Origin of the sequence: Spongiactinospora gelatinilytica (genome assembly GCF_003236385.1) — a bacterium.
In the GTDB taxonomy this organism is placed as follows: Bacteria; Actinomycetota; Actinomycetes; order Streptosporangiales; family Streptosporangiaceae; genus Spongiactinospora; species Spongiactinospora gelatinilytica.
The window spans coordinates 1-21,043 of the sequence record NZ_POUA01000002.1; the positions used below are offsets into that span (position 1 = coordinate 1).

Genomic DNA, 21,043 nt, shown 5'->3' on the forward strand with positions numbered 1-21,043 from the left:
GATCGAGACGCGGGGGCGGGCGGGCTCGTTCGTGTCGGCCGCCGGCGAGGAGGGCCTGGAGCGGGCACGCAGGGCCGCCGCCGACTACGCGGCGGTGATCGCCAGTCTGGGCATCGACGCGGACGAGGCGATCCGCATCGTGCGAGCGGCTCTGACGCGCGGCATGACAGCCCCGGCCCCCTCCTGACCACGACCCGGGCGCGGCGAACCCGGGACCAGCCGGGGTTGTGAGGAATTTCCGCTCCGAGGGACAGCGGTGGCTGTTTCTTCGTGATCGCGAGACCGCGTCGGGTCGAGCCACCTGCTGTTCTTCCAGATCCAGTCAAAGGGGCATCAGTGCGATTAAATCTGCGATCAGTTCTGGCATTGCCCATCGCGGCGGCGACAATGGCCACCGTCGCGACAGGCGTGCCCACCCCGGCCCAGGTCCGGCCCGGCACACCGCCGTCGGCGGTGGCCGAAGCCGTCGGCACCGCTCCGGCCTGGGGCGAGTGTCCGCCGGGCGAATCCGACCTCCCGCGCGACCCGCGCCAGCAGTGCGCGACCCTGCGGGTGCCGCTGGACCACCGCGCCCCGCGCGGCCGGAGCATCGAGATCGTGATCTCCCGGATCGGCACGGCGCGACCCGGGTCGCGCCGCGGAATCCTGCTGTCCAACCCGGGCGGCCCCGGCGGTCGCGGCCTGGACCTGCCCAGCCGGCTGGTGAAGGCACTCCCGCCCGAGGTCCTGGACCGGTACGACCTGATCGGCTTCGATCCGCGCGGGGTCGGCCACAGCACCCCGGTCACCTGCGGCCTCGATCCCATGAAGCAGCTCACGCTGCAGCTCCCCTACCCGGCGCCGGACGGTGACATCGAGCGCAACATCGCGTTCGCACGGGACACCGCCGCCGCGTGCGCCGAGCATTCCGGCGATCTGCTCCCGTTCATCACCACGGCCAACACGGCCAGGGACATGGACCACATCCGGGCCGTACTCGGAGAGCCGAAACTGTCCTACTTCGGTGTCTCCTACGGCACTTACCTGGGAGCCGTCTACATCTCGATGTTCCCGAAGCGCGCCGACCGGATCGTGCTGGACAGCGCGGTCGATCCGAATCTGGTGTGGCGGGACATGCTGCGCAACTGGAACAAGGCGGTCGCGGAACGTCTGCCCGACCTCCTCGCCTTCGCAGCCGAGCGGGACGCCGTCTACCGCCTCGGTGCGACCCCGGACGAGGTCAGAAGCACGTTCGACCGGCTGATCGCGGCCCTCGACCGGCAGCCCGTGCCGGTCCCGGACGGCCCTGTGCTCGACGGCAACTACCTGCGCGAGGTCACCCGGGCGGGGCTCTACTACGACGGCTTCTTCCCCGTCATCGCCCGGATATGGCAGGAGTTCGCGGAGACCACCCCGGGTGCCGCCGTGGACACCGCCGTCCTGGCGCGACTCGACCGGCTGGGCCTCGGCGGGAGCTCCGGGACGGCGGCGGTACCGAAGGACAACGAGATCGCCGCCCGCTACGCCGTGATCTGCGACGATGTCGCCTGGCCGCGCAGCGTGGCGTTGCACGCCCGGCAGGTCGCGGCCGACCGGCGGGCGTGGCCGGTGACGGCCGGCATGCCCGCCAACCTCTGGCCGTGCGCGGCGTGGCCCACCCGGCCGGTGGAGCCGCTGGTGCAGGTCACCGGCCATGGGCCGCGCAACGTACTGATCGTGCAGAACACCCGCGATCCCTCGACGCCCCTGGCGGGCTCGCGCGGCCTGCGCGCCACGCTCGGACGGCGGGCCGCCATGATCACGGTCGACCAGGGCGGCCACGGCGTCGTCGGACTGGGGAGCTGCGCCGACGAGGCGATGAACTCCTTCCTCGCCACCGGCGAACTGCCCGGCCAGGACCGCTTCTGCCCGCCCCCGTCACCGGCGGACGCGGCCCGCTCCACCGCCTCGCCGTACATACCTCCCGCCGGACCTCTGTAGGGCCGCCTGGCGGATGTGGTCAAGGCTCCGGTCGCGGACCGGTCCGCGACCGGAGCCCCCTATGTGCGGGAATCGGCGGCCGACGCGGCCGGCCGGCCGAGCTCCGGTACGGCGTGGGCCAGTACGGCGGGCGCCGGACCCGGGTGCAGAATGCCGAGCCGCTGCGTGGCCCGGGTCATCGCCACGTACAGGTCGCCCCGGCCCCGGGGCGAGGCGGCCAGGATCCCTGCGGGGTCGGCCACCAGCACCGAGTCGAATTCGAGGCCCTTGGCCTGGGTGACCCCGAGGACCACGACCGGGGCCGTCAGGTCGGGGTGCGGACCGGCGGCGGCGCCGGGGACCGCGGCGGCCAGCTCGGCGGCCCTGCCGTCGGACGTGATCACCGCGAGGCGGCCGCCCTCCAGGAGGGCCGCCTCGGCGGCTGCGTACCGAGCCAGCAGCGCGGGCAGCTCGCGGGCGGGGACGGACAGCCGCCACGGCCGCACCCCCGCCTCCCGCACCGGCCTCGGCGGCGCCTGCTCGGGCCGCAGCTCGGCCAGCAGACCGGCCGTGGCGTCCATGATCTCGGCCGGGGTTCGGTAGTTGACGGAGAGCCTGGCCAGGCGCCACCGGTCGCCGAGGCGTGGACGCAGGACGCGGTCCCAGGAGGCGGTGCCCGCCGGGTCCGATGTCTGGGCCACGTCGCCGACGAGAGTCATGGACCTGCCGGGACAGCGCCGCATCAGCAACCGCCAGGCCATCTCCGACAGCTCCTGCGCCTCGTCCACGATCACGTGCCCGAAGGCCCAGGTCCGGTCGGCGGCCGCCCGCTCGGCCACCGTCGCGCCGCCGGCCTCCTCATGGCGGTCGGCGAGGCTCCCGGCGTCCAGCAGGTCGGCCGCCGTCAGTACCTCGGCCGTCTCGTCGCCGCCGGTCCTGGCCCCGGCGTCGATGTCCAGGACCTCCTGGGCGTACGCGACGCGCCGGGCACGCTCGCGCGCCGCCCGTACCCCGGCCGCCCGGTCGTCCGCGCCGAGCAGTTCCGCGGCCTCGTCCAGCAGCGGCACGTCGGCCGCCGTCCAGCCGCCGGGTCGGCGGACGAGGGCCGCGCGCTCGGCCGCGCTCAGCCCGGGAGCCAGGCCGGCGAGCCGGTCCGGGTCGGCGAACAACTCGTCCAGCAGCCGCTGCGGTGTGAGCACGGGCCACAGCGCGTCGAGCGCCGCCCGCACACCGGGGTCTGCGGCCAGCGACCGCCGCAGCTCGCGGACGTCCTCCGCACCGACGATCTCTTCCGGCTCCCGCTGCCCCGCGCCGCCCAGTTCGGCCAGGTCCTCGCGTACCGCGCGGTCGATGTCGGCCTCGGCCAGGATGTCGGCCACCTCGGCTTCGAGACGGTCGGCGAGCCGATTCGTCTCCTCGGCGAGGCGGTGCGCGAGGTGGCCGATGATCGCGTCGGCGAAGAGCGCCCGCGCCCGGTTGTGCGGCAGGCTGGAGGCGCGTGCCAGGGCCGCGGCCCGCTCGCGGGCGTCGTCGTCAAGGCGCAGCACCTCGGTGCCGAACGCGATGGAGACGCCCTGCCCGGGCGGCGCCTGCCGCGCCCGTACGGCGGCGGCCAGCACCTCGGCCATCACCGCCCGGCCCTTGATCTCGGCCGCCGCGGCCGGCTCCACCCGGTCGGCGACGACACCGGGGAACAGGTCCGCGACGGTCGCCGACACCACGCCCGTCTCGCCCAGGCCGGGCAGCACCTGCCCGATGTAGGTGAGGAACGTGCTGTTCGGGCCGACGACCAGCACGCCCCGCGCCGCGAGCCGGGGGCGGGTGTAGAGCAGGTACGCGGCCCGGTGCAGCGCGACGACGGTCTTTCCGGTACCGGGCCCGCCCTGGACGACCAGCACCCCCTGGTGGTCCGACCTGATGATCGCGTCCTGCTCGGCTCGCAGAGTCGCCACGATGTCACGCATCCGTCCGGTCCGCCCGGCGGTCAGCGCGGCCAGCAGGACGGCCTCCCCGGCCAGGCCGTCCCCGGACGGGGCGGCCGCCGAGTCGAGGATCTCGTCGTCCACGCGGACCACACGCCGTCCACGGGTCACGATGTGCCGCCGCCTGCGCACACCCTGCGGGGCGGCGGCCGTGGCCACATAGAACGGCCGGGCCGCGGGTGCCCGCCAGTCCACCAGCAGCGGGTCGCCCTCGCCGTCCGGGGCCGGCAGGCCGATCCTGCCGACGTACAGCCGGGAGCCGCCGGCGAGGTCCATGCGGCCGAAGCAGAGCCCGTTCTCGGCCGCCTCCAGCCGCGCGAGCCGCGCCGAGTACCGGGCGAACGCCGCATCCCTTTCTGCCCGGGCCTGCGCGGTACCGCCGCGATCCCGTGCCGCCTCGGCCCGCCTGTCCGCCGCCTCCGCGCGGAGCACGTCGAGCCGCTGGTAGAGCACCGCCACGTACGCCTGCTCCTGCTCGGCTGGGCTCCCGGCCCGTGGTTCCCGCACTGTCACCCGCCACCCTCTCTTCCACCGACTGCGAGGCCAGTCAAGAGTGCGGCGAACATCATGGGAACAACAGTCTTGTTCTTGCGGCACGCGTCAGCCGCCCGGTATCCGCGCAGGTCGAACGGGTGCGGAAAACCCGCCACGAAGCCCGCCTGTCCCGGGACGAGCGCTCACGGTGGGGCTACCGGGGTGTGCCGGACATTCCGTGGAGGAGCAGGGTGGTGAGGGTGTCGATGGCCTGGTCGTCGGTCAGGCGGGTGCCGGGCGGGTCGCCGCCGGCCGCCTGCCAGATGTAGCAGAAGAACTCCACCGCGGACAGCGCCGCCGAGGCCATGACGCCCGGGTCGACATCGCCGGCGGAGTGGCGTTCGAGGATGGTGGTGAACTCGCGCAGCTCGTCGAACTCGACGTCGCGCAACTTCCGCCAGCGCGCGAAGAACGCCTGGTCGGCCATCGACGCCTGGAAGATCGCCACCATCTCGGGCAGGTGCTCGCGATAGGAGTGCCAGTACTGGGCCACGTGCGCGCGCAGATGGTCATAGGACAGCTCGGCGGCGCGCCCGGCGTTGCATTGCTGCCGGGCCTCCAGGTCTTCCAGGAAGTCTGCGGCCAGCGCCTCCAGCAGGGCTTCCTTGTTCGGGAAGTACGTGTAGAACGAGCCCGCTGAGCGGCCCGCCTCGGTCGTGATGTCGGTGATCTTCGTGTTGAAGTAGCCCTTGGCGGCGAAGACGCGGCGGGCGGCGGACTTGAGCGCGGCCTCGGTGGCGAGGGAGCGGGACCGCCGGTGAGGTCGATTGATCATCTCCATAGTAGGTGTTGACGAACACCAGGAACGGCAGGCACAGCAGGCAGACCAGCGCGAGCAGCGGATCCAGCCGCACGATGGCGGCGACCATCAGCACGAATCCGGCGACCCCGGTGACCAGGGACGGGAAACCCATCAGCCAGGTGCGCACCAGGTCCACGTCCCGGGTGCCGCGCATGCTGAGGTCGCCCTCCCCGAACCCGACGTCCTCAACGACTGCACGGTGGTGCGCTACGTCGGCCAGTTCGAGGGCACGGCCACGCCGCCCACCCAAGAACTGCTGAAGAACGAACTGTGGAAGGACGTACCCGCGGTGAAGGCGGGTCGCGCCTTCCCGGTGAAGCACTACATCATCGCCTCCTACACCTTCGCGCTCGGCGCGGTGGACGAGATCGAGGCCGCACTCAAGAAACTGTGAACGGCCCCCGCCATCCCCTCGGCGGCGAACCGCAGGCAGGCGTGGTCATGACGGCGACGATCAGCGTTCAGGTGCTGACGGCCGGCGAACTCCTGACCGCGGTGGCCGGGGGCTCCGGGCCCCTTGGTTAGGCTTGCGGGCATGCCGGACACGCAGTACGAAGATCTGCTCCGCCACGTGCTCGACACGGGCGCCCGTAAGGAGGACCGCACCGGTACGGGGACGCGGTCGATCTTCGGCCACCAGTTGCGCTACCGGCTGTCCGACGGCTTTCCGCTGATCACGACGAAGAGGGTCCACTTCCGCTCGATCGCCTATGAGCTGTTGTGGTTCCTACGCGGCGACGCGAACGTCACGTGGCTCCGGGACAATGGCGTCACGATCTGGGACGAGTGGGCGGCGCCGGACGGTGATCTCGGTCCGATCTATGGCGTGCAGTGGCGGTCGTGGCCGACCCCGGACGGCGGGCATGTCGACCAGATCAGCGAGGTGCTGCGCACGCTGCGCGAGAATCCCGACTCTCGGCGGATCATCGTGTCCGCGTGGAACGTCGCCGACATCCCGCGGATGGCGCTGCCGCCCTGCCACGCGTTCTTCCAGTTCTACGTCGCCGAGGGCAAGCTGTCCTGCCAGCTCTACCAGCGAAGCGCGGACCTGTTCCTCGGCGTGCCGTTCAATATCGCGAGCTACGCCCTGCTGACGCACATGATCGCCGAGCAGGTAGGTCTTGACGTCGGTGACTTCGTCTGGACCGGGGGCGACTGTCACATCTACGACAACCACGAGGAGCAGGTCCGCACGCAGCTCGCGCGCGAGGCGCGGCCGTTCCCCAGGCTGGGCCTGAAGCCGGCGGACAGCCTGTTCGACTACACCTACGAGCACATCGCCCTCGACGGCTATCACCCGCACCCTGCCATCAGGGCACAGGTGGCGGTGTGATCGGGCTGGTCTGGGCGCAGTCGGCGAACGGCGTCATCGGCCGCGACGGCATGCTGCCGTGGCACCTGCCGGAGGACATGAAGCACTTCCGCTCGCTGACCACGGGCACGACCGTGCTCATGGGCCGCCGCACGTGGGAGTCGCTGCCGCCGCGGTTCCGGCCGCTGCCGGGCAGGCGAAATCTTGTGCTGTCGCGCACGCCGCAGGAGGGCGTGGAGACGTTTTCCGACCTGAAGCAGGCGCTCGCCGCGGCGTCCGAGGACGTGTGGGTGATCGGTGGCGCGGCCGTGTATCGGGCGACACTGCCCATCGCGGACCGAATCGTCGTCACCGAGATCCGGGAGTCCTTCGAAGGTGACACGCACGCACCCGAGGTGAGACGCTCACCGGACTCCGTCGGGGCGTGGCAGGAATCTTCGACCGGGCTGCACTACCGGTTCCTGACCTGGGACTGAGGCCGGCCCGCCGCAGCGGTCGCGGCCGGCCCCGCCGAGCCGGGCCTGGCGGTGGACCTCGCGCCCTACGGGATCCAGGTGAACGCGGTGTCGCCGGGGTCGATCAACGTGGCGCCCCCGGCGCGGTCAGCGCGGAGGAGCTCGCCGAGCGCGGCAAGACGGTGCCGCTGGGCCGCGTGGGGATACCGGACGACCTCGCCTCCACCTACGCCTTCCTCGCCTCCGACGAGGCCGCCTACATCACCGGCGTGGTCGTGCCCGTCGATGGAGAAATGATCATCCAGCAGAGGTCGCCACAGGTGGACATCTGCGGCCTGGACCGGTACCCGGCTGTCCGGATCGCGCTGAAAGCCGCTCGTTCGAGGACGGGCCGGCCGGCTCATTCCGGCCGACCCGCCTGCACCCGGCCGAGGTCGCGCCCGTCTGCGGGGCGAGACCGGCCTGATCACATCGCCCGCCACACCCTGGACTGCTTTGAGGTGCTGCTGGCCGAAAGCGCGCACCGGCCGCGCATGATGTCCATCGGCCTGCATCCGCGCATCATCGGCAGGCCCGCCCGGATCGCCGGTCGCGACCGTATCGCGGGCTTCTGGCTGCGCACGTTCCCCGCCTGAGCGCGCCCTGTCAGTTTCCGCGCAGGTCGCGCCGCTGGAAGGCGAGGAGCCCGGCCAAGGCGAGCGCCGTGGTGACCGCACCGAGCCCCAGCAGCGGGGCCGGATCCACCGGTCCTGTCAGGGCCGGTGGCACATGGGCGAAGGGCGACAGGCCCTGAATCCAGTCCTCCAACCGCAGTAGTTCGCCGAGCTGGCCGAGCAGGGCGAAGGTGATCAGCGCCGCCCAGGCGAGCCCGGTCAGCCGGGGGAGCAGCCCGAACAGCAGCATGGCGATCCCGGCCAAGGCCCAGGTGGCGGGCACCTGGACGAGTGCGGCGCCCAGCAGTCGCAGAACCTGCCCCGCCGGGTCGCCGATCACGATGCCGTGGCCGAGCCCGGCGGCCAGGCCGGCGACGGCCAGCACGGCGGCGCTGCCGGCCAGCGCGATGCCCAGGTGACCGGCGGCCCAGCGCCGGCGGGGGACGGCGGTGGCCAGCACCGGGTCGGCGCGGATCGCGGACTCCTCGCCGTGCAGCCGCAGCGTGGCCTGGACGGCGTAGCCGCCTGCGACCAGGCCGAGTACGCCCAGCTCGGCGGCCAGGAACGTATCGGTCATCGCATCCGCCCCGCCGCCCATCCGGGACAGCAGGTCGGCCAGTTGCGGGTTGTCGCGTACGACGTCGCCGACACTGTGGGCCAGCACGCCGAACAGCGTGCCCACGACGGCGAATGCCACCGTCCAGCCCAGCAGGGTCCCGCGTTGCAGCCGCCAGGCCAGCGCGACCGGGCTCCTCAGCCAGGCGGCGGCCTCGCGCGGGCCCGGACGGGGAGCGACGAACCCCGCCCCGAGGTCGCGCCGCCTGGCCAGCAGGGCCGCCACCGCGACCAGGACCAGGCCGCTCGCCGCGAACAGGGCCACCACCCACCAGCGCTCGCCGGCGAAGGCGCGTACCCGCTGGGCCCAGCCGAGCGGGGACAGCCAGGACAGCGTTTCGATCCGCGCCGCGTCGCCGAGGGCGCGCAGCAGGAAGGCCGCGCCCAGGGTCGCGACCGCGATGGCGTTGGCCGTACGGGCGTGCGCCGTCAGTTGGCCCGCGACGATGGCGACCCCGGTGAAGGTCCACCCGGCCCCGCTCACCGCCGCGCCGAAGGCGAGCGCGCCCGCGCCGGGCAGCCCCTGCCCGGCGAGTCCGAGCGCGATGAGCACGCCGGTCAGCAGGTTGGCGCCCGCGGCCATGAGCACCGCCGCGGCGGGCATCGCGTGCCGGCCGACCGGGCAGGCTCCGACCAGTTCGGCCCTGCCCGCCTCCTCCTCGGCCCGGGTGTGCCGGGTCACGATGAGGATGCTCATCAGCGCGGCCAGCACCGAGGCCATCGTGGTCACCCGCCAGGCGGTCAACCCGCCCACCGAGGTGGGATCGAAGACGGGCCCGGTCAGCGCCTGTAACGCGGGCGTGGAACCGACGGTGACCCCGAGTGCGAGGCGCTGGGCCGCCTGCGGGTACAGCTCGGCGATCGCCGAGGCGCCGGCCACGACCAGCACGCTGATGACGGCGATCCAGGCGAGCACGGGTACGCGGTCCCGGCGCAGCGCCAGCCGCGTCAGCGTCATCGTGCCGGTCATCGCCCGGCCTCGTAGTGCCGCAGGAACAGCTCCTCCAGCGTGGGCGGCCGGCACGTCAGCCCGCGCACACCGGACTCCGTCAGCAGCTTCAGCGCCTTGTCCAGGTGCTCGGTGTCGATGTGGAACCGGACCCGCGAGCCGTCGGCCGTGAGGTCGTGCACGCCCTCCAGCCGTGCCAGATCGCCGGGGACCCGGTCGAGTTCGGCGCTGATCGAGGTGCGGGTGAGGTGGCGCAGCTCGGCGAGCGTGCCGGCCTCGACCGCACGGCCGTCGCGGATGATGGTGACCCGGTCGCAGAGGGCCTCCACCTCCGACAGGATGTGGCTGGACAGCAGGACCGTACGGCCGGCCGCGCGCTCTTCGCGGACGGTCTCGCGGAAGACCGCTTCCATGAGCGGATCGAGCCCGGAGGTGGGCTCGTCGAGCATGAGCAGTTCGACGTCGGAGGCCAGGGCGGCGATCAGGGCCACCTTCTGGCGGTTGCCCGTGGAGTAGGTGCGGCCCTTGCGGGTGGGGTCCAGGGCGAAGCGTTCCAGCAGGGCGGCCTTGCGACGCTGGTCGAGGCCGCCGCGCAGCCGTCCGAGCAGGTCGATGGCCTCGCCGCCGGACAGGGTGGGCCACAGCACGACATCGCCGGGCACGTACGCCAGCCGCCGGTGCAATTCCACCGCGTTCCGGTAGGGGTCACCGTCGAGCAGCACGGCTCGTCCCGCGTCGGCGCGCAGCAGGCCGAGCAGAACGCGTAAGGTGGTGGTCTTGCCCGAGCCGTTCGGGCCGAGGAATCCGTGTACCTCGCCGGTGCGCACGGTGAGGTCGAGCCCGTCCAGCGCGCGGACCTTGCCGTAGCGCTTGACCAGGCCACTGATGAGCACGGCAGGCATGGGCGCCCCCTGAAGTCAAGATCGGTATGACGTTGCCGACCAGACTTCCCGGCGCTCCTGGATCGACGGTAACAGCGGCGGAGCCGCCATGCCATACGTTTCCCTGCGCCTTCTTGCCGAGCCGTTGACCAGATGGCCGGCCTGAGGCGAGCTGTGCTGATGCGCCCGCGCTCCTTGGGCGGCGACGAGCGGCGGTGGCGATGAAGGCGCTGCCCCTCACCCACGATGCTGCCGGTGCCGCTGCCCAAGGCGCTCAACCGGGCCTCCTACCTGCCGATCAAGCTGATGCTGCGCTCCTTCGGCGGGTCATGCGAGGTAGCGGAGCCACAGATAGGGCACAACTGACATGCCCGCCCGTGTGGCTAAGCCCGGTTGGCGTGCAGAAGGCGGAGGCTGCCGATCTCGGCCGCGTTCTTGGTGAGTTCGACGTTCACCCACGCGAGTACGTGCCCGAGCGACAGGCCGCCGTCGCCGAACCAGGCGCTGCGCTCGGTCGAATCGAGGTCATCGCCGGTCAGCGACCGCAACGCGGCACTCCAGCGGTCATGGCAGCCGGTCAGCCAGGTCACCGCCGCCCCGGCGGTACCGGGCCAAGGCGTCGCCGCAGCCGCCGCCGACCAGTCGGACCCGCCGTCGCCGAAGCAGGCGGAGTGGGTCTCGGTCCACCAGAATCCGATGTGCCACATCACCCAGCCGATCGTCGGCACGGGGATCGGATCGGATTCTTCCAGGGCGAAGTCGGCGGCCCAGATCCCGTCAGGCCGGGGGCGTACGGTCCAGCAGTTGGCGGCCGGTTCCCACAGGGCTTCCTCATCGGTGACCTTGTCCAGGTGCAGGGTCAGCAACGACCAGGACACGTCGAACTGCCAGCGAATGCGATCGAGCTCGGTCATGGGAGAAACCCTAGGCAAACCCGGGCGCGGGTCGGCTGCCCGGGAAACCGTTGCCGCAAGGGGTGCCGCGCCACCGACTCGGTGAGCTCCGCCACCACGCCCGCGGGCTGGCCGAGCTCCGGCTCTCAGTCCAGGCACCGTTCCAGCACGGTGAGCCGCAGGGCGCAGGCTCGCTACAGATCACGGTTCTGATCCGGGACGCAGATAGCCCCTGGTAGAAGGGTTGTCGACCAAGATCAACCGATACGACCAGGGGCCTGAGTGCTGTTCTACCGTGCCGTGGTGGCGTTGTCATCCCACAAGGGAACGCCCGGGTGCCCTCAGATGCGTACGAAAGCGATGCTGAACGGGAGTTGCGGGATGCCGTCGCCCACCGGGCCGCCTTTGTCGAACTGGGAACGCACCACGTAAAGACCGCCGTCCTTGCGGACCAGGGTGGTCGGGAGTTGCAGAGCCTGATCGGTGATCCGCTGGGTCATCCGGGCCGTCCGGCCGTCCTTGCCGACGCTCCACCGGCTGATCGCGTTGGCGTCGAGGATGGGGTGGGCCACCCACAACGTGCCGTGACGTAGTTCCATGCCGTCGGACTGGGTGAGGTCTCCGCCGCTCAGCGCGACCCTGCTGACCCTGCCGGAGGGCAGCTCGACGCGGTAGAGGTCGCCGCCGGACATGTCCACGGTCAGCAGGTAGCGTCCCGTCGGCGCGGCGACGATCCCGTTGAGGGTGATGGCGTTGGGCTGATGCGGGTCCACGAACCCGCCCAGGTCGAACGCGGGCGTGAGCGGCGCCGGACCGTCGTGGTCGCGGGCCTTCTCCAACTGCTGGGGTGTGACGCGGTAGACCACGGCCCGGCGGCTCTCGGTGATGTACGCGGTGCCGTCCGGGGCGATGGCCACGTCATTGACCAGACGATCAGCATCGCCGGAGACCACGAAACGGGCGATCAGCCGGTGGCGTGGAATGTCGTACACCGCGATCCCGGTGCCGCGGTCCACCACCCACAGCCGCCTGGCCCGGTCGACCTCCAGCCCGAGCGCATGCGTACGCCCGTCCGCGCCCGCGGGCAGGAACTCCTTCGCGACGCGCTGCCCGCGAGTGACTTTGAAGATCGCACCGCCCTCGAAGGCTCCGACGTAGACATCACCGGTGTGCGGGTCGGCGGCGATGCCTTCGGGGTAGACCCGGTCACCGGGAATCTCGAACGCCGTGGAGACACGGCCATGCGTGGGGACTTCCGCCGCCTGGGCGGCGGAACTGATGAACAGCGATGCGGCGATGGCCGCGACAACCGCGGAACGTCGCCAGGGTGCTCGGTACATGCACACCTTCTCTCTGACTTCTGGGCGCTGGTCTCATCCAGCAGGGCGGTGTGTGAGATCTCTTGTCAGGGCCTCGGATTCGGTCCGAGGCCGACGGAGCGGCCCTTGACCTCGTCCGAGCGTCCGTTGAAAAGGGGTTCAGTCGTCCAGTAGCTCCATGCGGTCCGGTGCGTAGCGTGCGCCGTGGATGGCGTCGGCCGGGGCGGTGCCGGCGGCCGCTGTGATGTCCGCGGGGGTGAGGGTGATCGTGGCCGCCGTGAGGTTCTCTTCGAGGTGGGGGCGGGTGGTCGCGCCCTGGATCGGTACCACGTCCTCGCCCTGGGCGAGTAGCCAGGCCAGGGCGAGCTGGGCCGGGGTGATGCCGAGGCGTGTCGCCTGCTCGGTGAGGGCATCGACGATCGCGAGATTGCGCCGCAGGTTTTCTTCGGCGAAGCGGGGCTGGGCCACCCGGCGGAAGTCGTCGCCGTCGAAATCGCCGGCCGACCGGTATTTGCCGGTGAGGAAACCGCGGCCCAGGGGCGAGTAGGGCGTTATGCCGATGCCCAGCTCGCGGCACACCCCGAGTTGGTCGTCTTCGATGTCGCGCGACCACAGGGACCATTCGTTCTGCAGCGTGGTGATCGGGTGGACCGAGTGGGCGCGGCGGATCGTCTCCGCGGAGGCCTCCGACAGGCCGATGTGGCGCACCTTGCCCTCGGCCACGAGGTCGGCGAGGGCGCCGACGGTGTCCTCGATCGGTACGGCCGGATCCACCCGATGCTGCTGGTACAGGTCGATGTGCTCGACGCCGAGGCGTCTGAGCGATGCCTCGCAGGCCGAGCGGACGTAGTCGGGCCGGCCGCAGACGCCGGTCGTCCGGCCGCCCTGCCGTACCACGCCGAACTTGGTGGCGAGCACGACCTGGTCGCGGCGGCCTTTGATCGCCCGGCCGACCAGTTCCTCGTTCGCGCCCGACCCGTACGCGTCGGCGGTGTCGAGCAGGGTCACACCGAGGTCCAGCGCGCGGTGGACGGTGGCCAGGGATTCGGATTCGTCGTGGGCGCCGTAGTAGTCGCTCATCGCCATGCAGCCCAGTCCGAGGGCGCTGACTTCGAGCGGGCCGGCGCGTCGCAGCGGCATGGTCATGTCAGGTCGTCCCGGTCAGGGGCGTGGCCGGGTCCGACAGCGGCGCGGTGATCGGTGCGTACAGCTCCGGCCGGCGGTCGCGGAACAGGGTCAGGTACCGGCGCTGTGCCGAGAGCCGCTCGGCCACCAGGGTGGCGCGGATGCTCTCCTCGCGATCGCTGCCCGAAGCGGCGAGGGTGCCGCCGTCCGGGCCGGCGATGGCGCTGTGCCCGAAGAACACCTGGCCGTTGTCGGTGCCGGTCCGGTTGCAGCCGGCGAAGAACAGCGCGTTCTCCATCGCCCGGGTCTCGCACCGGGCGATGATGCTGCCCTCGGGTACCCGGCCCGGCTGTACGGCGGCCGCCCACAGCGACAGGATGATCTCGGCGCCGTCGAGCGCCTGTACGCGGGTCAGTTCGGGAAACCGCACGTCGTAGCAGAGTTGCAGCCCGATCCGGCCGAGCGAGGTGGGGTAGGTGGCGACGCGGTCGCCGGGCACGTAGTACTCCTTCTCGTCGCGGCAGGCGTGCACCTTGTGCTGCACCCCGACGATCTCGCCGTCCGGATCGATGAGCACGGCCGCGTTGTACAACAGATCGGGGATCCGCGGGTGCCGCTGCGAGATCCCGGCCACCACGTGCGCTCCGGACCGCCGGGCCGCGGCGGCCAGCCGTTCCGTGGTCGGGCCGGGCACCGTCTCGGAGGCGGCGTAGAGGCGGCGGGCATAGTCGTCGTCGCGTGCCGACCGCACGTATCCGGTGTTGCTCAGTTCGGGGAAGACCACCAGTTCGGCGCGGTGCCCGCTCGCTTCGGCGAGCACCAGCTCCGCCATCCGCTCGGCGTTGCGCTCCGGGGCGAGCATTTCGCTGCTGAACTGCACGAGCGAGACCTGAACGTTCTCCTTCACTGCACCCCCTTCTTCAAAAAACCATATCGCGATACCTTCATTTCATCTAGTGGTCTACTGGGAGGAGGTGCCGATGCAGCCCGAAGAGGTGGTGCGTGCCTCGGCCGGTACCTTGGCCGCGGCCTATCGCGGCGGCCGGGTGAGCCCCATCGACGTGACGCGGGCCGCGCTCGAACGCATCAGGCGGGACAACCCGGCGCTGCGCGCCTACTGCCTGGTGGACGAGGACGGCGCACTCGCCCAGGCCGAAGCGTCCCACCGGCGATGGCGGCACGGCGCGGCACTCGGCCCATTGGACGGAGTGCCGTCATCGATCAAGGACCTGTTCCTCACCGCCGGCTGGCCGACCCGGCGCGGCTCCCGGCGCGTCGACCCCGACCAGCCGTGGACGGTGGACAGCCCGGTCGCGGCGCGGTTGCGCGAGGCGGGCGCCGTGCTGCTGGGGAAGACCACCACTCCGGAGTTCGGGTGGAAGGCGGTCACCGACAACCCCATCGACGGGGTGACCAGGAATCCGATCGATCCCGGCCTGACCGCGGGGGGATCCAGCGGCGGCAGCGGCGCCGCCCTCGCCGCCGGGATGGGAACGCTCTCGGTGGCGACCGACGCCGCGGGCTCGACCCGCATCCCGGCCGCGTTCTGCGGGGTCGTCGGCCTCAAGCCGACCTACGGACGCATCCCCCTCTACCCGGTCAGCGACCTCGACCGGCTCGGGTGCGCCGGGCCGATGGCGCGGACCGTCGGCGACGTCGCCGCCCTGCTCGACGTTCTGGCCGCCCCCGACGACCGCGACCCGAACGCGATGCCGCCGCCCACCGGCTCCTACCGTGCCGGGATGCGGCGCCCGGTGCGCGGGCTGCGCGCCGCCTACTCCGCCACGCTGGGGTACGCCCAGGTCGAACCCGAGGTCGCGAAGGTGGTCGAGGCCGCGGTGACCGCGCTGGGCGAGGCGGGCGTCGAGATCCGGGCGGTCGATCCGCCGTTCTCCGACCCGCTGGAAGTCTTCACCGTGCTGTGGTCCACCGGCATGACGCCGCTGCTGCATTCGCAACTGGGCGGTTCGCCGCACGGCATCGATCGAGGTCTGGCGGAGCTGATCGAACAGGGCTCCCGCTACTCGGTCGCCGACTATCTCGCCGCGCGCCGGGCCGCACTCGACATCGGTACCGCGATGGGCGCGTTCCACCGCGAGTACGACGTGCTGCTCACCCCGACGGTGCCGATCGAGCCGTTCGTGGCGGGCCATGACGTGCCGCCGGGCGGCTCCGCGCGTGGCTGGCCGGAGTGGACGCCCTTCACCTTGCCGTTCAGCCTGTCACAGCAACCGGCGCTCAGCGTCCCCGCCGGGCTGACCTCTCGTGGCCTGCCGGTGGGGTTGCAGATCGTCGGGGCCCGGCACGCGGAGGACCTGGTACTGGCCGTCGGCGCCGCGGTCGAGGAGGCGCTCGGCTCTACCGCGGGCGCGATCGGCGATTGTGCCTGAGCGGACTCGCCAGTATCGTTATGCGAAATGGCCAGACTGCACAATGAAACGAGGGGGCCGTCCTGGACATCGCGTATCTACTGCGCAGAGCCGCCCGGATGTACCCGGACGCGCTTGCGGTCGACGACGGCCGGACCGTCCGCACCCACGCGCAGCTCATCCGGCGAGGCGAATGCCTGGCGAACGGGCTGGACCGCTTGGGCGTCCCGCCTGGCGCAGCGGTCGGCATCCTGTCCGGGAACCGTACGGAATACGTAGAGGCGGACGTCGCCCTGGCACTCGGGCGGCGGGTGCGCGTCGCGCTCAACGCGCGGCTGCATCTGGAGGACTTCCGGTACATGGCCGCGGACGCCGGCCTGGCCGCGCTGTTCTACTCGGCCGAGTTCGCGGAGCACGCCGCGGCGCTGGCCGAGGAGTCGGGCGTGCTGCCCATCGCCTTCGATGCCGTCGCCGACGGGCCGGGCGGCGGGCATGGCATCGATTCACTCGTCGCGGACGCGCCCCCGGACGCCCGGGTCCGCGACACCGATCCTGAGGGCATCGCCTGGATCTCCTACACCTCCGGCACCACCGGCCGCCCCAAGGGGGTCATGCTCTCGCACCGGGCGATCCGGGAGGTCGCCCTCAACCTGCTCCTTGAGGTCGGCCCGGTCGCCCCCGAGGAGCAGATCCTGCTCACCCAGCCCATCTCCCACGGCGCAGGGTACTTCGTGCTGCCGTACCTGATGGCCGGCGCGGGCGTGTACGTCATGCGGCAATTCGATCCCGAACAGGTGTGGCACCTCTCGCAGAACCCGGCCATGCGCACCCTGAAAGCCGTGCCCACCATGCTTGAGGCCATTCTGGCCGCCGAGCCGGCCGCCGGGCTTGCCGCGGGCTGGGGGTTTCAGTCCATCGTGTACGGCGCGTCCGGCATCGCCCCCGCGCTGCTGAACCTCGCGATGGAGCGCTTCGGCCCCACGCTGGTGCAGGACTACGGCCAGTCCGAGGCGCCGGTCACCATCACCTGCCTGCAAAAACGCGATCACCTCGATCCCTCGGCGCGACTGTCGGCCGGCCGGCCCTGGCTCAGCGTCGCGGTGGAGATCCGCGACGGCGACGGAGCCCCCGTCGCCCCCGGTGACCTGGGCGAGGTCTACGTGCGGGGCAAGCACCTGATGAGCGGCTACCACGGCAAGCCGGCCGAGACCGGCGAGGTGCTGCGCGACGGCTGGCTGCGCACCAAGGACCTCGCGATCGCCGACGAACGCGGCTTCGTGTACCTGCGCGGGCGCCGCGACGAAATGATCAACACGGGAGGGTTCAACGTGGCGCCTCGTGAGGTCGAGGACGTACTGGCGGCCTTCCGGGACGTGGAGGAGGTCGTGGTGCTGGGCATGCCGGACGAGCGCTGGGGGGACGCGGTGACCGCGGTGGTACGCCCGTCCGCCGGCGCCCTGCTCGACGTCGATGAGCTGCTGGCCTTCGCCCGGCCGCGGCTGGGGATCCGCGTGCCGCGACGGGTGGCGGTCTGGCCGCGCATTCCGCGCAACGCCTATGGCAAGGTGGACCGCAACGCCATCCGCGCGGCCCTGGACGGGCCCGGCCAGCCGACGGAGTCGGCCCATGGCTGAGGACGTGGTGGTCGCCGGTGTGGGCATGCACCCGTTCGGCCGGCATTCCGGCAGGTCCCTCAAGGACCTGGCCCGGGTGGCCGGGCTGCGCGCGCTGCTCGACGCCGGCATCGGGCCGCAGGGTGTGCAGATGGTGTACTCGTCCAACGCGATGGCCGGCATGTTGCAGGGCCAGGAGATGGTCCGCGGGCAGACCGTGCTGCGCGAGATCGGCATCGAGGGCGTGCCGGTCGTCAACGTCGAGAACGCCTGCGCGGGCGGCTCGACCGCGTTCGCCCAGGCGGTCATGGCGATCCGGTCCGGCGCGGCCGACGTCGTGCTGGCCATCGGGTTCGAGAAGATGTTCGTCGCCGACCGTTCCCGCACGCTGGACGCGCTGGAGTCGGCCGCCGACCTCGACGTCGTCGCCGGTCTGGGCATCCAGTTCACGGCGGTGTACGGGATGCGGCTGCGGGCACGGCTCGCCGACGGGTCGATCGCCCGGCAGGACCTGGCCGACGTCGCGGTGAAGAGTCACGCGAACGGCGTCCGCAACCCGTACGCCCAGCATCGGGTCCAGGTCACCGCGGCCCAGGTCCTGGAGTCGCGCGCCATCGCCGACCCGCTCACCCTGCTGATGTGCAGTTCGATCTGCGACGGCGCGGCGGCCGTGGTGCTGGCCCGCGGCGGGGCGCTGCCGCAGCCCGGACGTCCGACGGTACGCGTCCTGGCCTCGGCATCCACGTCCGGTTTCACGCTGGACCCGGCCGGCGGCCCGTCGGGTGCGACCCTGTGCGCGCAGCGCGCCTACGAACAGGCGGGAGCCGGCCCCGGCGACGTCGATGTCGCCGAGGTACACGATGCCATGGCGCCGGCCGAACTCCTCTACGCCGAGCAACTGGGCTTCTGCCCGCCCGGCGACGGGGCCCGCTTCTTCCGCAGCGGCGCGACCGCCCTGGACGGCCGCCTGCCGATCAATCCCAGCGGCGGGCTGGCCTCGCGCGGGCATCCGGTCGGGGCCACCGGGCTCGCCCAGTTGGCCGAACTGACCTGGCAGTTGCGCGGCGAGGCCGGCGAGCGGCAGGTTCACCGGCCGCGCATCGCGCTGGCGCAGAACAGCGGTGGCTGGCTGGAGGGCGAATCGGCCGCGGTCAACGTACACCTCCTGGAACGGACGCAACGATGGACCTAGCAGATGCACTCGACCGCGCCCCGACCGGCGAGCGCCCGCGCTTCGATCTCGCGGCCGGCGCACTGGTCGGGGGGCGCTGCGCGGACTGCGGCGCCACGGCGTGGCCGGCCCGCGCGGTGTGTCATCGCTGCGGTGGCGCCGACGTGCGGCTCGGTACCTTCGCCCGCGCGGGCACCCTGGTGAGCTGCACCCTCGTGATGGTGCCCCGCCCTGGGCTGGAGGCCCCTTACATGCTGGGCCAGGTACGGCTTGACGACGGTCCGGTGGTGTTCGGCCAGATCATCGGCCTGGACGACGCGGAGGCGGTGCCCTGTCCGGTGACCGTGCAGGTGAGCGCGGACCGGTACTGGTTCACACCCGCGGGCTTGCAGGAGCCGACCGGCGAAAGGCAAGATGAAACGAGGGTATCGTCGGACGAAACGGGCGGCTGACATGGACGACGGCAAGGCACGCCTCGACGAGGTGCTGACCCGGGCCAACGACGGCGAGGTGCCGATCCGGCGCAGGTACGGCAGCGGCGGATCGGCCGCATTGGATCAGTGGGCCGACCGGCTCGCCGCCGACCCCGGACCGTACCGTCCCCGGTTCATGGTCTACTCCGGGCTGGGCACCCCGGACATGACTGCCCGGCGGCTGGCGATCCTGCAGGAGCTGGGAGCCGAATCGTTCCTGCTGGCCGCGGACCTGCCCGCCCAGCTGGGCTTCGATCCCGACCATGAGCTGGCGCACGCCCAGGTCGGCCGCGCCGGGGTCTCCTGCGCGACATTGGCGGACTTCGCCGAGATCTGCTCCCGGCTGGACTTCGGCCGGGTGGACAGCGTCGGGCTGCTGGCCAACTCGATCGGGCACATCGGGCTCGGCATGGTGCACAGTGTGCTGACCGACGCCGGAGCGGGCCATGTGCGCCTGGTCATGCAGAACGACCCGCTCAAGGAGTTCACCGCGCGCGGTACGGAGATCTTCACGCCGGAACAGGCGGTGCGCATCGCCTGCGACTGCGTCGCCTTCGCCATCGACAACCGGTTGCCCGGCGCCGCGCTGACCGTGTGCTCCAACCACCTCGACGTCGCCGGCGCCGGGCCTGTCGTCGCGACCGCGATGGCCTTCGCCAACGCGCAGGTCTACCTGGACGAGCTGGTCGGGCGCGGGTACTCGGTACGTGACGCGCTCACGCACATGATGTTCTTCCTCAACGAGCGAAGCGACCTCTACGTCTCCGCGGCGTTGTTCCGCACCGCCCGGACGGTCTGGGCCGAGCTGGTCGAACGGCGCTACGGCCTGCCGGTCCGCGAGCAGCCGGCGATGACCTTGATGGGGTACGCGCACGGGCTGGAGTCGGCGGACGAACCGCTGGTCAACGTCCCCCGGATCACCCTGAGCGTGCTCGGTTCGATGCTCGGCGGGGTCGACTACCTGTGCGCCAGCGGCTACGACGAGGCGCTGCGCATCCCGTCCGTCGACGCGGCGGCGCTGGCGCTGCGCACCATGCAGGTCGTGGCCTACGAGCACGGCGCGATGGCCAGCGTGGACCCGCTCGCGGGCGGCCACAAGCTCGCCCACCTGGACGAGTACGTCGCGGCGGGCATAACGGCCGAAATGCAGCGCATCGACGATCATGGCGGTGGCCTGGGGGCGTTGCACGACGGCTACATCAGCGCCCGCATCGACGAGCTGCGCGGCACCCGGCAACGTCAACTGGCCCGGGGCGAACGGGCGATGGTGGGGGCCAACATGCTGCGCAGCGCGCACGGTCCGAAGCTGTTCGGCGGTAACAGCACCGGTGAGATCGACTTCGCGCAGGTCGAGAAGACCGCCCGAGACCGGCTGGTCGCGCACCGCCGCGATCGTGATCTACGATTCGTGCGCTCGGCGCTGGACCAGGTGCAGGCCACGGCCGCCACCACTGACAACCTGGTTCCGCCGACCGTCGCGGCGTTGCGAGCGGGGGCCACCGGGCAGGAGATCACCGAGGCCACCGGCCGGGGGTTCGCCCGGTGACCGCCGTCCAGCCGCTCCGGGTGGTACTGGCCAAGGTGGGCCTGGACGGGCACGACGTGGGCGTCAACCTGATCGCCAGGGCGCTGCGGGACGGCGGCTTCGAGGTGGTGTACCTGGGCAAGCGGGTGCCCAACGATGTCATCGTCGCGACCGCCATCGCGGAGGACGCCGACGTCATCGGTGTGAGCTGCCTCAGCGGCGGTCTCGGATACTTCACCACGGGGCTGGTCGGCAAGCTGCGCGCGAGCGACGCCGGGGACATTCCGGTGATCGCGGGCGGGATCGACGAACCGGACGAGATCAGTAGGATGCTCGACGCGGGTGTGTACCGCTACTTTGGTCCCGGCTCTGCCACCGAGGATGTGGTAGCCGCCTTCGTCGCGGCAGGACAGGATGGCAGGGGAGCGTGAACG

19 protein-coding genes and 1 pseudogene are annotated in these 21,043 nt (G+C 71.8%); 12 read left to right on the plus strand and 8 right to left on the minus strand.

The genetic code is table 11. The features are described 5' to 3' along the window. A pseudogene (locus tag C1I98_RS00305) lies at positions 1–187 on the plus strand (GntR family transcriptional regulator); the annotation flags it as partial. A 200-nt stretch (positions 188–387) separates the two neighbouring features. After that, positions 388–1,959 (plus strand): alpha/beta hydrolase, encoded by a 1,572-nt coding sequence (locus C1I98_RS00310; protein ID WP_111165016.1) that lies wholly within the window; start codon positions 388–390, stop codon positions 1,957–1,959. Between the two features lie 59 nt (positions 1,960–2,018). Here the strand turns inward: C1I98_RS00310 and C1I98_RS00315 are convergent, their stop codons facing one another. Then, positions 2,019–4,427 (minus strand): HelD family protein, encoded by a 2,409-nt coding sequence (locus C1I98_RS00315; protein ID WP_199536625.1) that lies wholly within the window; start codon positions 4,425–4,427, stop codon positions 2,019–2,021. Between the two features lie 181 nt (positions 4,428–4,608). Continuing rightward, positions 4,609–5,229, minus strand: a complete 621-nt coding sequence (locus tag C1I98_RS00320; protein ID WP_158557802.1) for a TetR/AcrR family transcriptional regulator — start codon at positions 5,227–5,229, stop codon at positions 4,609–4,611. On the opposite strand from C1I98_RS00320, the gene C1I98_RS41055 reads away from it, so the two are divergent. From C1I98_RS41055 to C1I98_RS42525, 4 genes are all read left to right on the plus strand, one after another. Continuing rightward, positions 5,222–5,650 (plus strand): substrate-binding domain-containing protein, encoded by a 429-nt coding sequence (locus C1I98_RS41055; RefSeq protein ID WP_158557804.1) that lies wholly within the window; start codon positions 5,222–5,224, stop codon positions 5,648–5,650. The two genes, C1I98_RS00320 and C1I98_RS41055, sit on opposite strands and share 8 nt — an antisense overlap. Before the next feature lie 141 nt (positions 5,651–5,791). Further along, the gene (locus C1I98_RS00335) at positions 5,792–6,589 is read left to right on the plus strand and encodes a thymidylate synthase (protein WP_111165020.1); all 798 of its coding nucleotides are present in this window, start codon (positions 5,792–5,794) and stop codon (positions 6,587–6,589) included. Beyond that, positions 6,586–7,044, plus strand: a complete 459-nt coding sequence (locus C1I98_RS00340) for a dihydrofolate reductase (RefSeq protein ID WP_111165021.1) — start codon at positions 6,586–6,588, stop codon at positions 7,042–7,044. Before C1I98_RS00335 ends, C1I98_RS00340 begins: the two co-directional genes overlap by 4 nt. Beyond that, positions 6,993–7,658, plus strand: a complete 666-nt coding sequence (locus C1I98_RS42525) for an SDR family oxidoreductase (protein ID WP_199536626.1) — start codon at positions 6,993–6,995, stop codon at positions 7,656–7,658. The genes C1I98_RS00340 and C1I98_RS42525 overlap by 52 nt, the downstream gene beginning before the upstream one ends. Before the next feature lie 10 nt (positions 7,659–7,668). Here C1I98_RS42525 and C1I98_RS00350 read toward each other — a convergent pair whose 3' ends face one another. The 6 genes from C1I98_RS00350 to C1I98_RS00375 all read right to left on the minus strand — a co-directional run bounded on the left by C1I98_RS00350 (position 7,669) and on the right by C1I98_RS00375 (position 14,365). Continuing rightward, complete coding sequence (locus C1I98_RS00350) at positions 7,669–9,261, minus strand: ABC transporter permease (RefSeq protein ID WP_111165022.1); 1,593 nt, start codon at positions 9,259–9,261, stop codon at positions 7,669–7,671. Next, positions 9,258–10,142, minus strand: a complete 885-nt coding sequence (locus C1I98_RS00355) for an ABC transporter ATP-binding protein (RefSeq protein ID WP_111165023.1) — start codon at positions 10,140–10,142, stop codon at positions 9,258–9,260. Before C1I98_RS00355 ends, C1I98_RS00350 begins: the two co-directional genes overlap by 4 nt. A gap of 362 nt (positions 10,143–10,504) precedes the next feature. Beyond that, the gene (locus C1I98_RS00360; RefSeq protein ID WP_111165024.1) at positions 10,505–11,035 is read right to left on the minus strand and encodes a DinB family protein; all 531 of its coding nucleotides are present in this window, start codon (positions 11,033–11,035) and stop codon (positions 10,505–10,507) included. A 320-nt stretch (positions 11,036–11,355) separates the two neighbouring features. Beyond that, entirely contained in the window at positions 11,356–12,354 is a 999-nt protein-coding gene (locus C1I98_RS00365) for an SMP-30/gluconolactonase/LRE family protein (protein WP_111165025.1), read from the minus strand. Between the two features lie 138 nt (positions 12,355–12,492). Next, positions 12,493–13,479, minus strand: coding sequence for an aldo/keto reductase (locus tag C1I98_RS00370; protein WP_111165026.1), 987 nt, complete (start codon positions 13,477–13,479; stop codon positions 12,493–12,495). A 1-nt stretch (position 13,480) separates the two neighbouring features. Then, a complete protein-coding gene (locus C1I98_RS00375; protein ID WP_111165027.1) occupies positions 13,481–14,365 on the minus strand; it encodes a carbon-nitrogen hydrolase family protein in 885 nt (294 codons plus the stop codon). A 73-nt stretch (positions 14,366–14,438) separates the two neighbouring features. Between C1I98_RS00375 and C1I98_RS00380 the strand changes: the two genes are divergently transcribed. The 6 genes from C1I98_RS00380 (at position 14,439) to C1I98_RS00405 (ending at position 21,040) form a co-directional block, all read left to right on the plus strand. Further along, a complete protein-coding gene (locus C1I98_RS00380) occupies positions 14,439–15,848 on the plus strand; it encodes an amidase (RefSeq protein WP_111165068.1) in 1,410 nt (469 codons plus the stop codon). A gap of 80 nt (positions 15,849–15,928) precedes the next feature. Continuing rightward, positions 15,929–17,461 (plus strand): AMP-binding protein, encoded by a 1,533-nt coding sequence (locus tag C1I98_RS00385; RefSeq protein ID WP_267898002.1) that lies wholly within the window; start codon positions 15,929–15,931, stop codon positions 17,459–17,461. After that, complete coding sequence (locus tag C1I98_RS00390; RefSeq protein ID WP_111165029.1) at positions 17,454–18,632, plus strand: thiolase family protein; 1,179 nt, start codon at positions 17,454–17,456, stop codon at positions 18,630–18,632. Before C1I98_RS00385 ends, C1I98_RS00390 begins: the two co-directional genes overlap by 8 nt. Continuing rightward, positions 18,623–19,063 (plus strand): Zn-ribbon domain-containing OB-fold protein, encoded by a 441-nt coding sequence (locus tag C1I98_RS00395; protein ID WP_111165030.1) that lies wholly within the window; start codon positions 18,623–18,625, stop codon positions 19,061–19,063. Before C1I98_RS00390 ends, C1I98_RS00395 begins: the two co-directional genes overlap by 10 nt. Before the next feature lies 1 nt (position 19,064). Continuing rightward, the gene (locus tag C1I98_RS00400) at positions 19,065–20,630 is read left to right on the plus strand and encodes a methylmalonyl-CoA mutase family protein (protein WP_158557806.1); all 1,566 of its coding nucleotides are present in this window, start codon (positions 19,065–19,067) and stop codon (positions 20,628–20,630) included. Then, positions 20,627–21,040, plus strand: coding sequence for a cobalamin B12-binding domain-containing protein (locus C1I98_RS00405; RefSeq protein ID WP_111165032.1), 414 nt, complete (start codon positions 20,627–20,629; stop codon positions 21,038–21,040). The genes C1I98_RS00400 and C1I98_RS00405 overlap by 4 nt, the downstream gene beginning before the upstream one ends. The last annotated feature ends 3 nt before the right edge of the window (positions 21,041–21,043 follow it).

Excerpts from the sequence above, each read along its gene's own strand:
- C1I98_RS00310 (WP_111165016.1), top strand. The coding sequence starts at position 388 with ATGGCCACCGTCGCGACAGGCGTGCCCACCCCGGCCCAGGTCCGGCCC.
- C1I98_RS00320 (WP_158557802.1), bottom strand. The coding sequence starts at position 5,229 with ATGATCAATCGACCTCACCGGCGGTCCCGCTCCCTCGCCACCGAGGCC.
- C1I98_RS00335 (WP_111165020.1), top strand. The coding sequence starts at position 5,792 with ATGCCGGACACGCAGTACGAAGATCTGCTCCGCCACGTGCTCGACACG.
- C1I98_RS00350 (WP_111165022.1), bottom strand. The coding sequence starts at position 9,261 with ATGACCGGCACGATGACGCTGACGCGGCTGGCGCTGCGCCGGGACCGC.
- C1I98_RS00355 (WP_111165023.1), bottom strand. The coding sequence starts at position 10,142 with ATGCCTGCCGTGCTCATCAGTGGCCTGGTCAAGCGCTACGGCAAGGTC.
- C1I98_RS00360 (WP_111165024.1), bottom strand. The coding sequence starts at position 11,035 with ATGACCGAGCTCGATCGCATTCGCTGGCAGTTCGACGTGTCCTGGTCG.
- C1I98_RS00365 (WP_111165025.1), bottom strand. The coding sequence starts at position 12,354 with ATGTACCGAGCACCCTGGCGACGTTCCGCGGTTGTCGCGGCCATCGCC.
- C1I98_RS00370 (WP_111165026.1), bottom strand. The coding sequence starts at position 13,479 with ATGACCATGCCGCTGCGACGCGCCGGCCCGCTCGAAGTCAGCGCCCTC.
- C1I98_RS00380 (WP_111165068.1), top strand. The coding sequence starts at position 14,439 with ATGCAGCCCGAAGAGGTGGTGCGTGCCTCGGCCGGTACCTTGGCCGCG.
- C1I98_RS00390 (WP_111165029.1), top strand. The coding sequence starts at position 17,454 with ATGGCTGAGGACGTGGTGGTCGCCGGTGTGGGCATGCACCCGTTCGGC.
- C1I98_RS00395 (WP_111165030.1), top strand. The coding sequence starts at position 18,623 with ATGGACCTAGCAGATGCACTCGACCGCGCCCCGACCGGCGAGCGCCCG.
- C1I98_RS00400 (WP_158557806.1), top strand. The coding sequence starts at position 19,065 with ATGGACGACGGCAAGGCACGCCTCGACGAGGTGCTGACCCGGGCCAAC.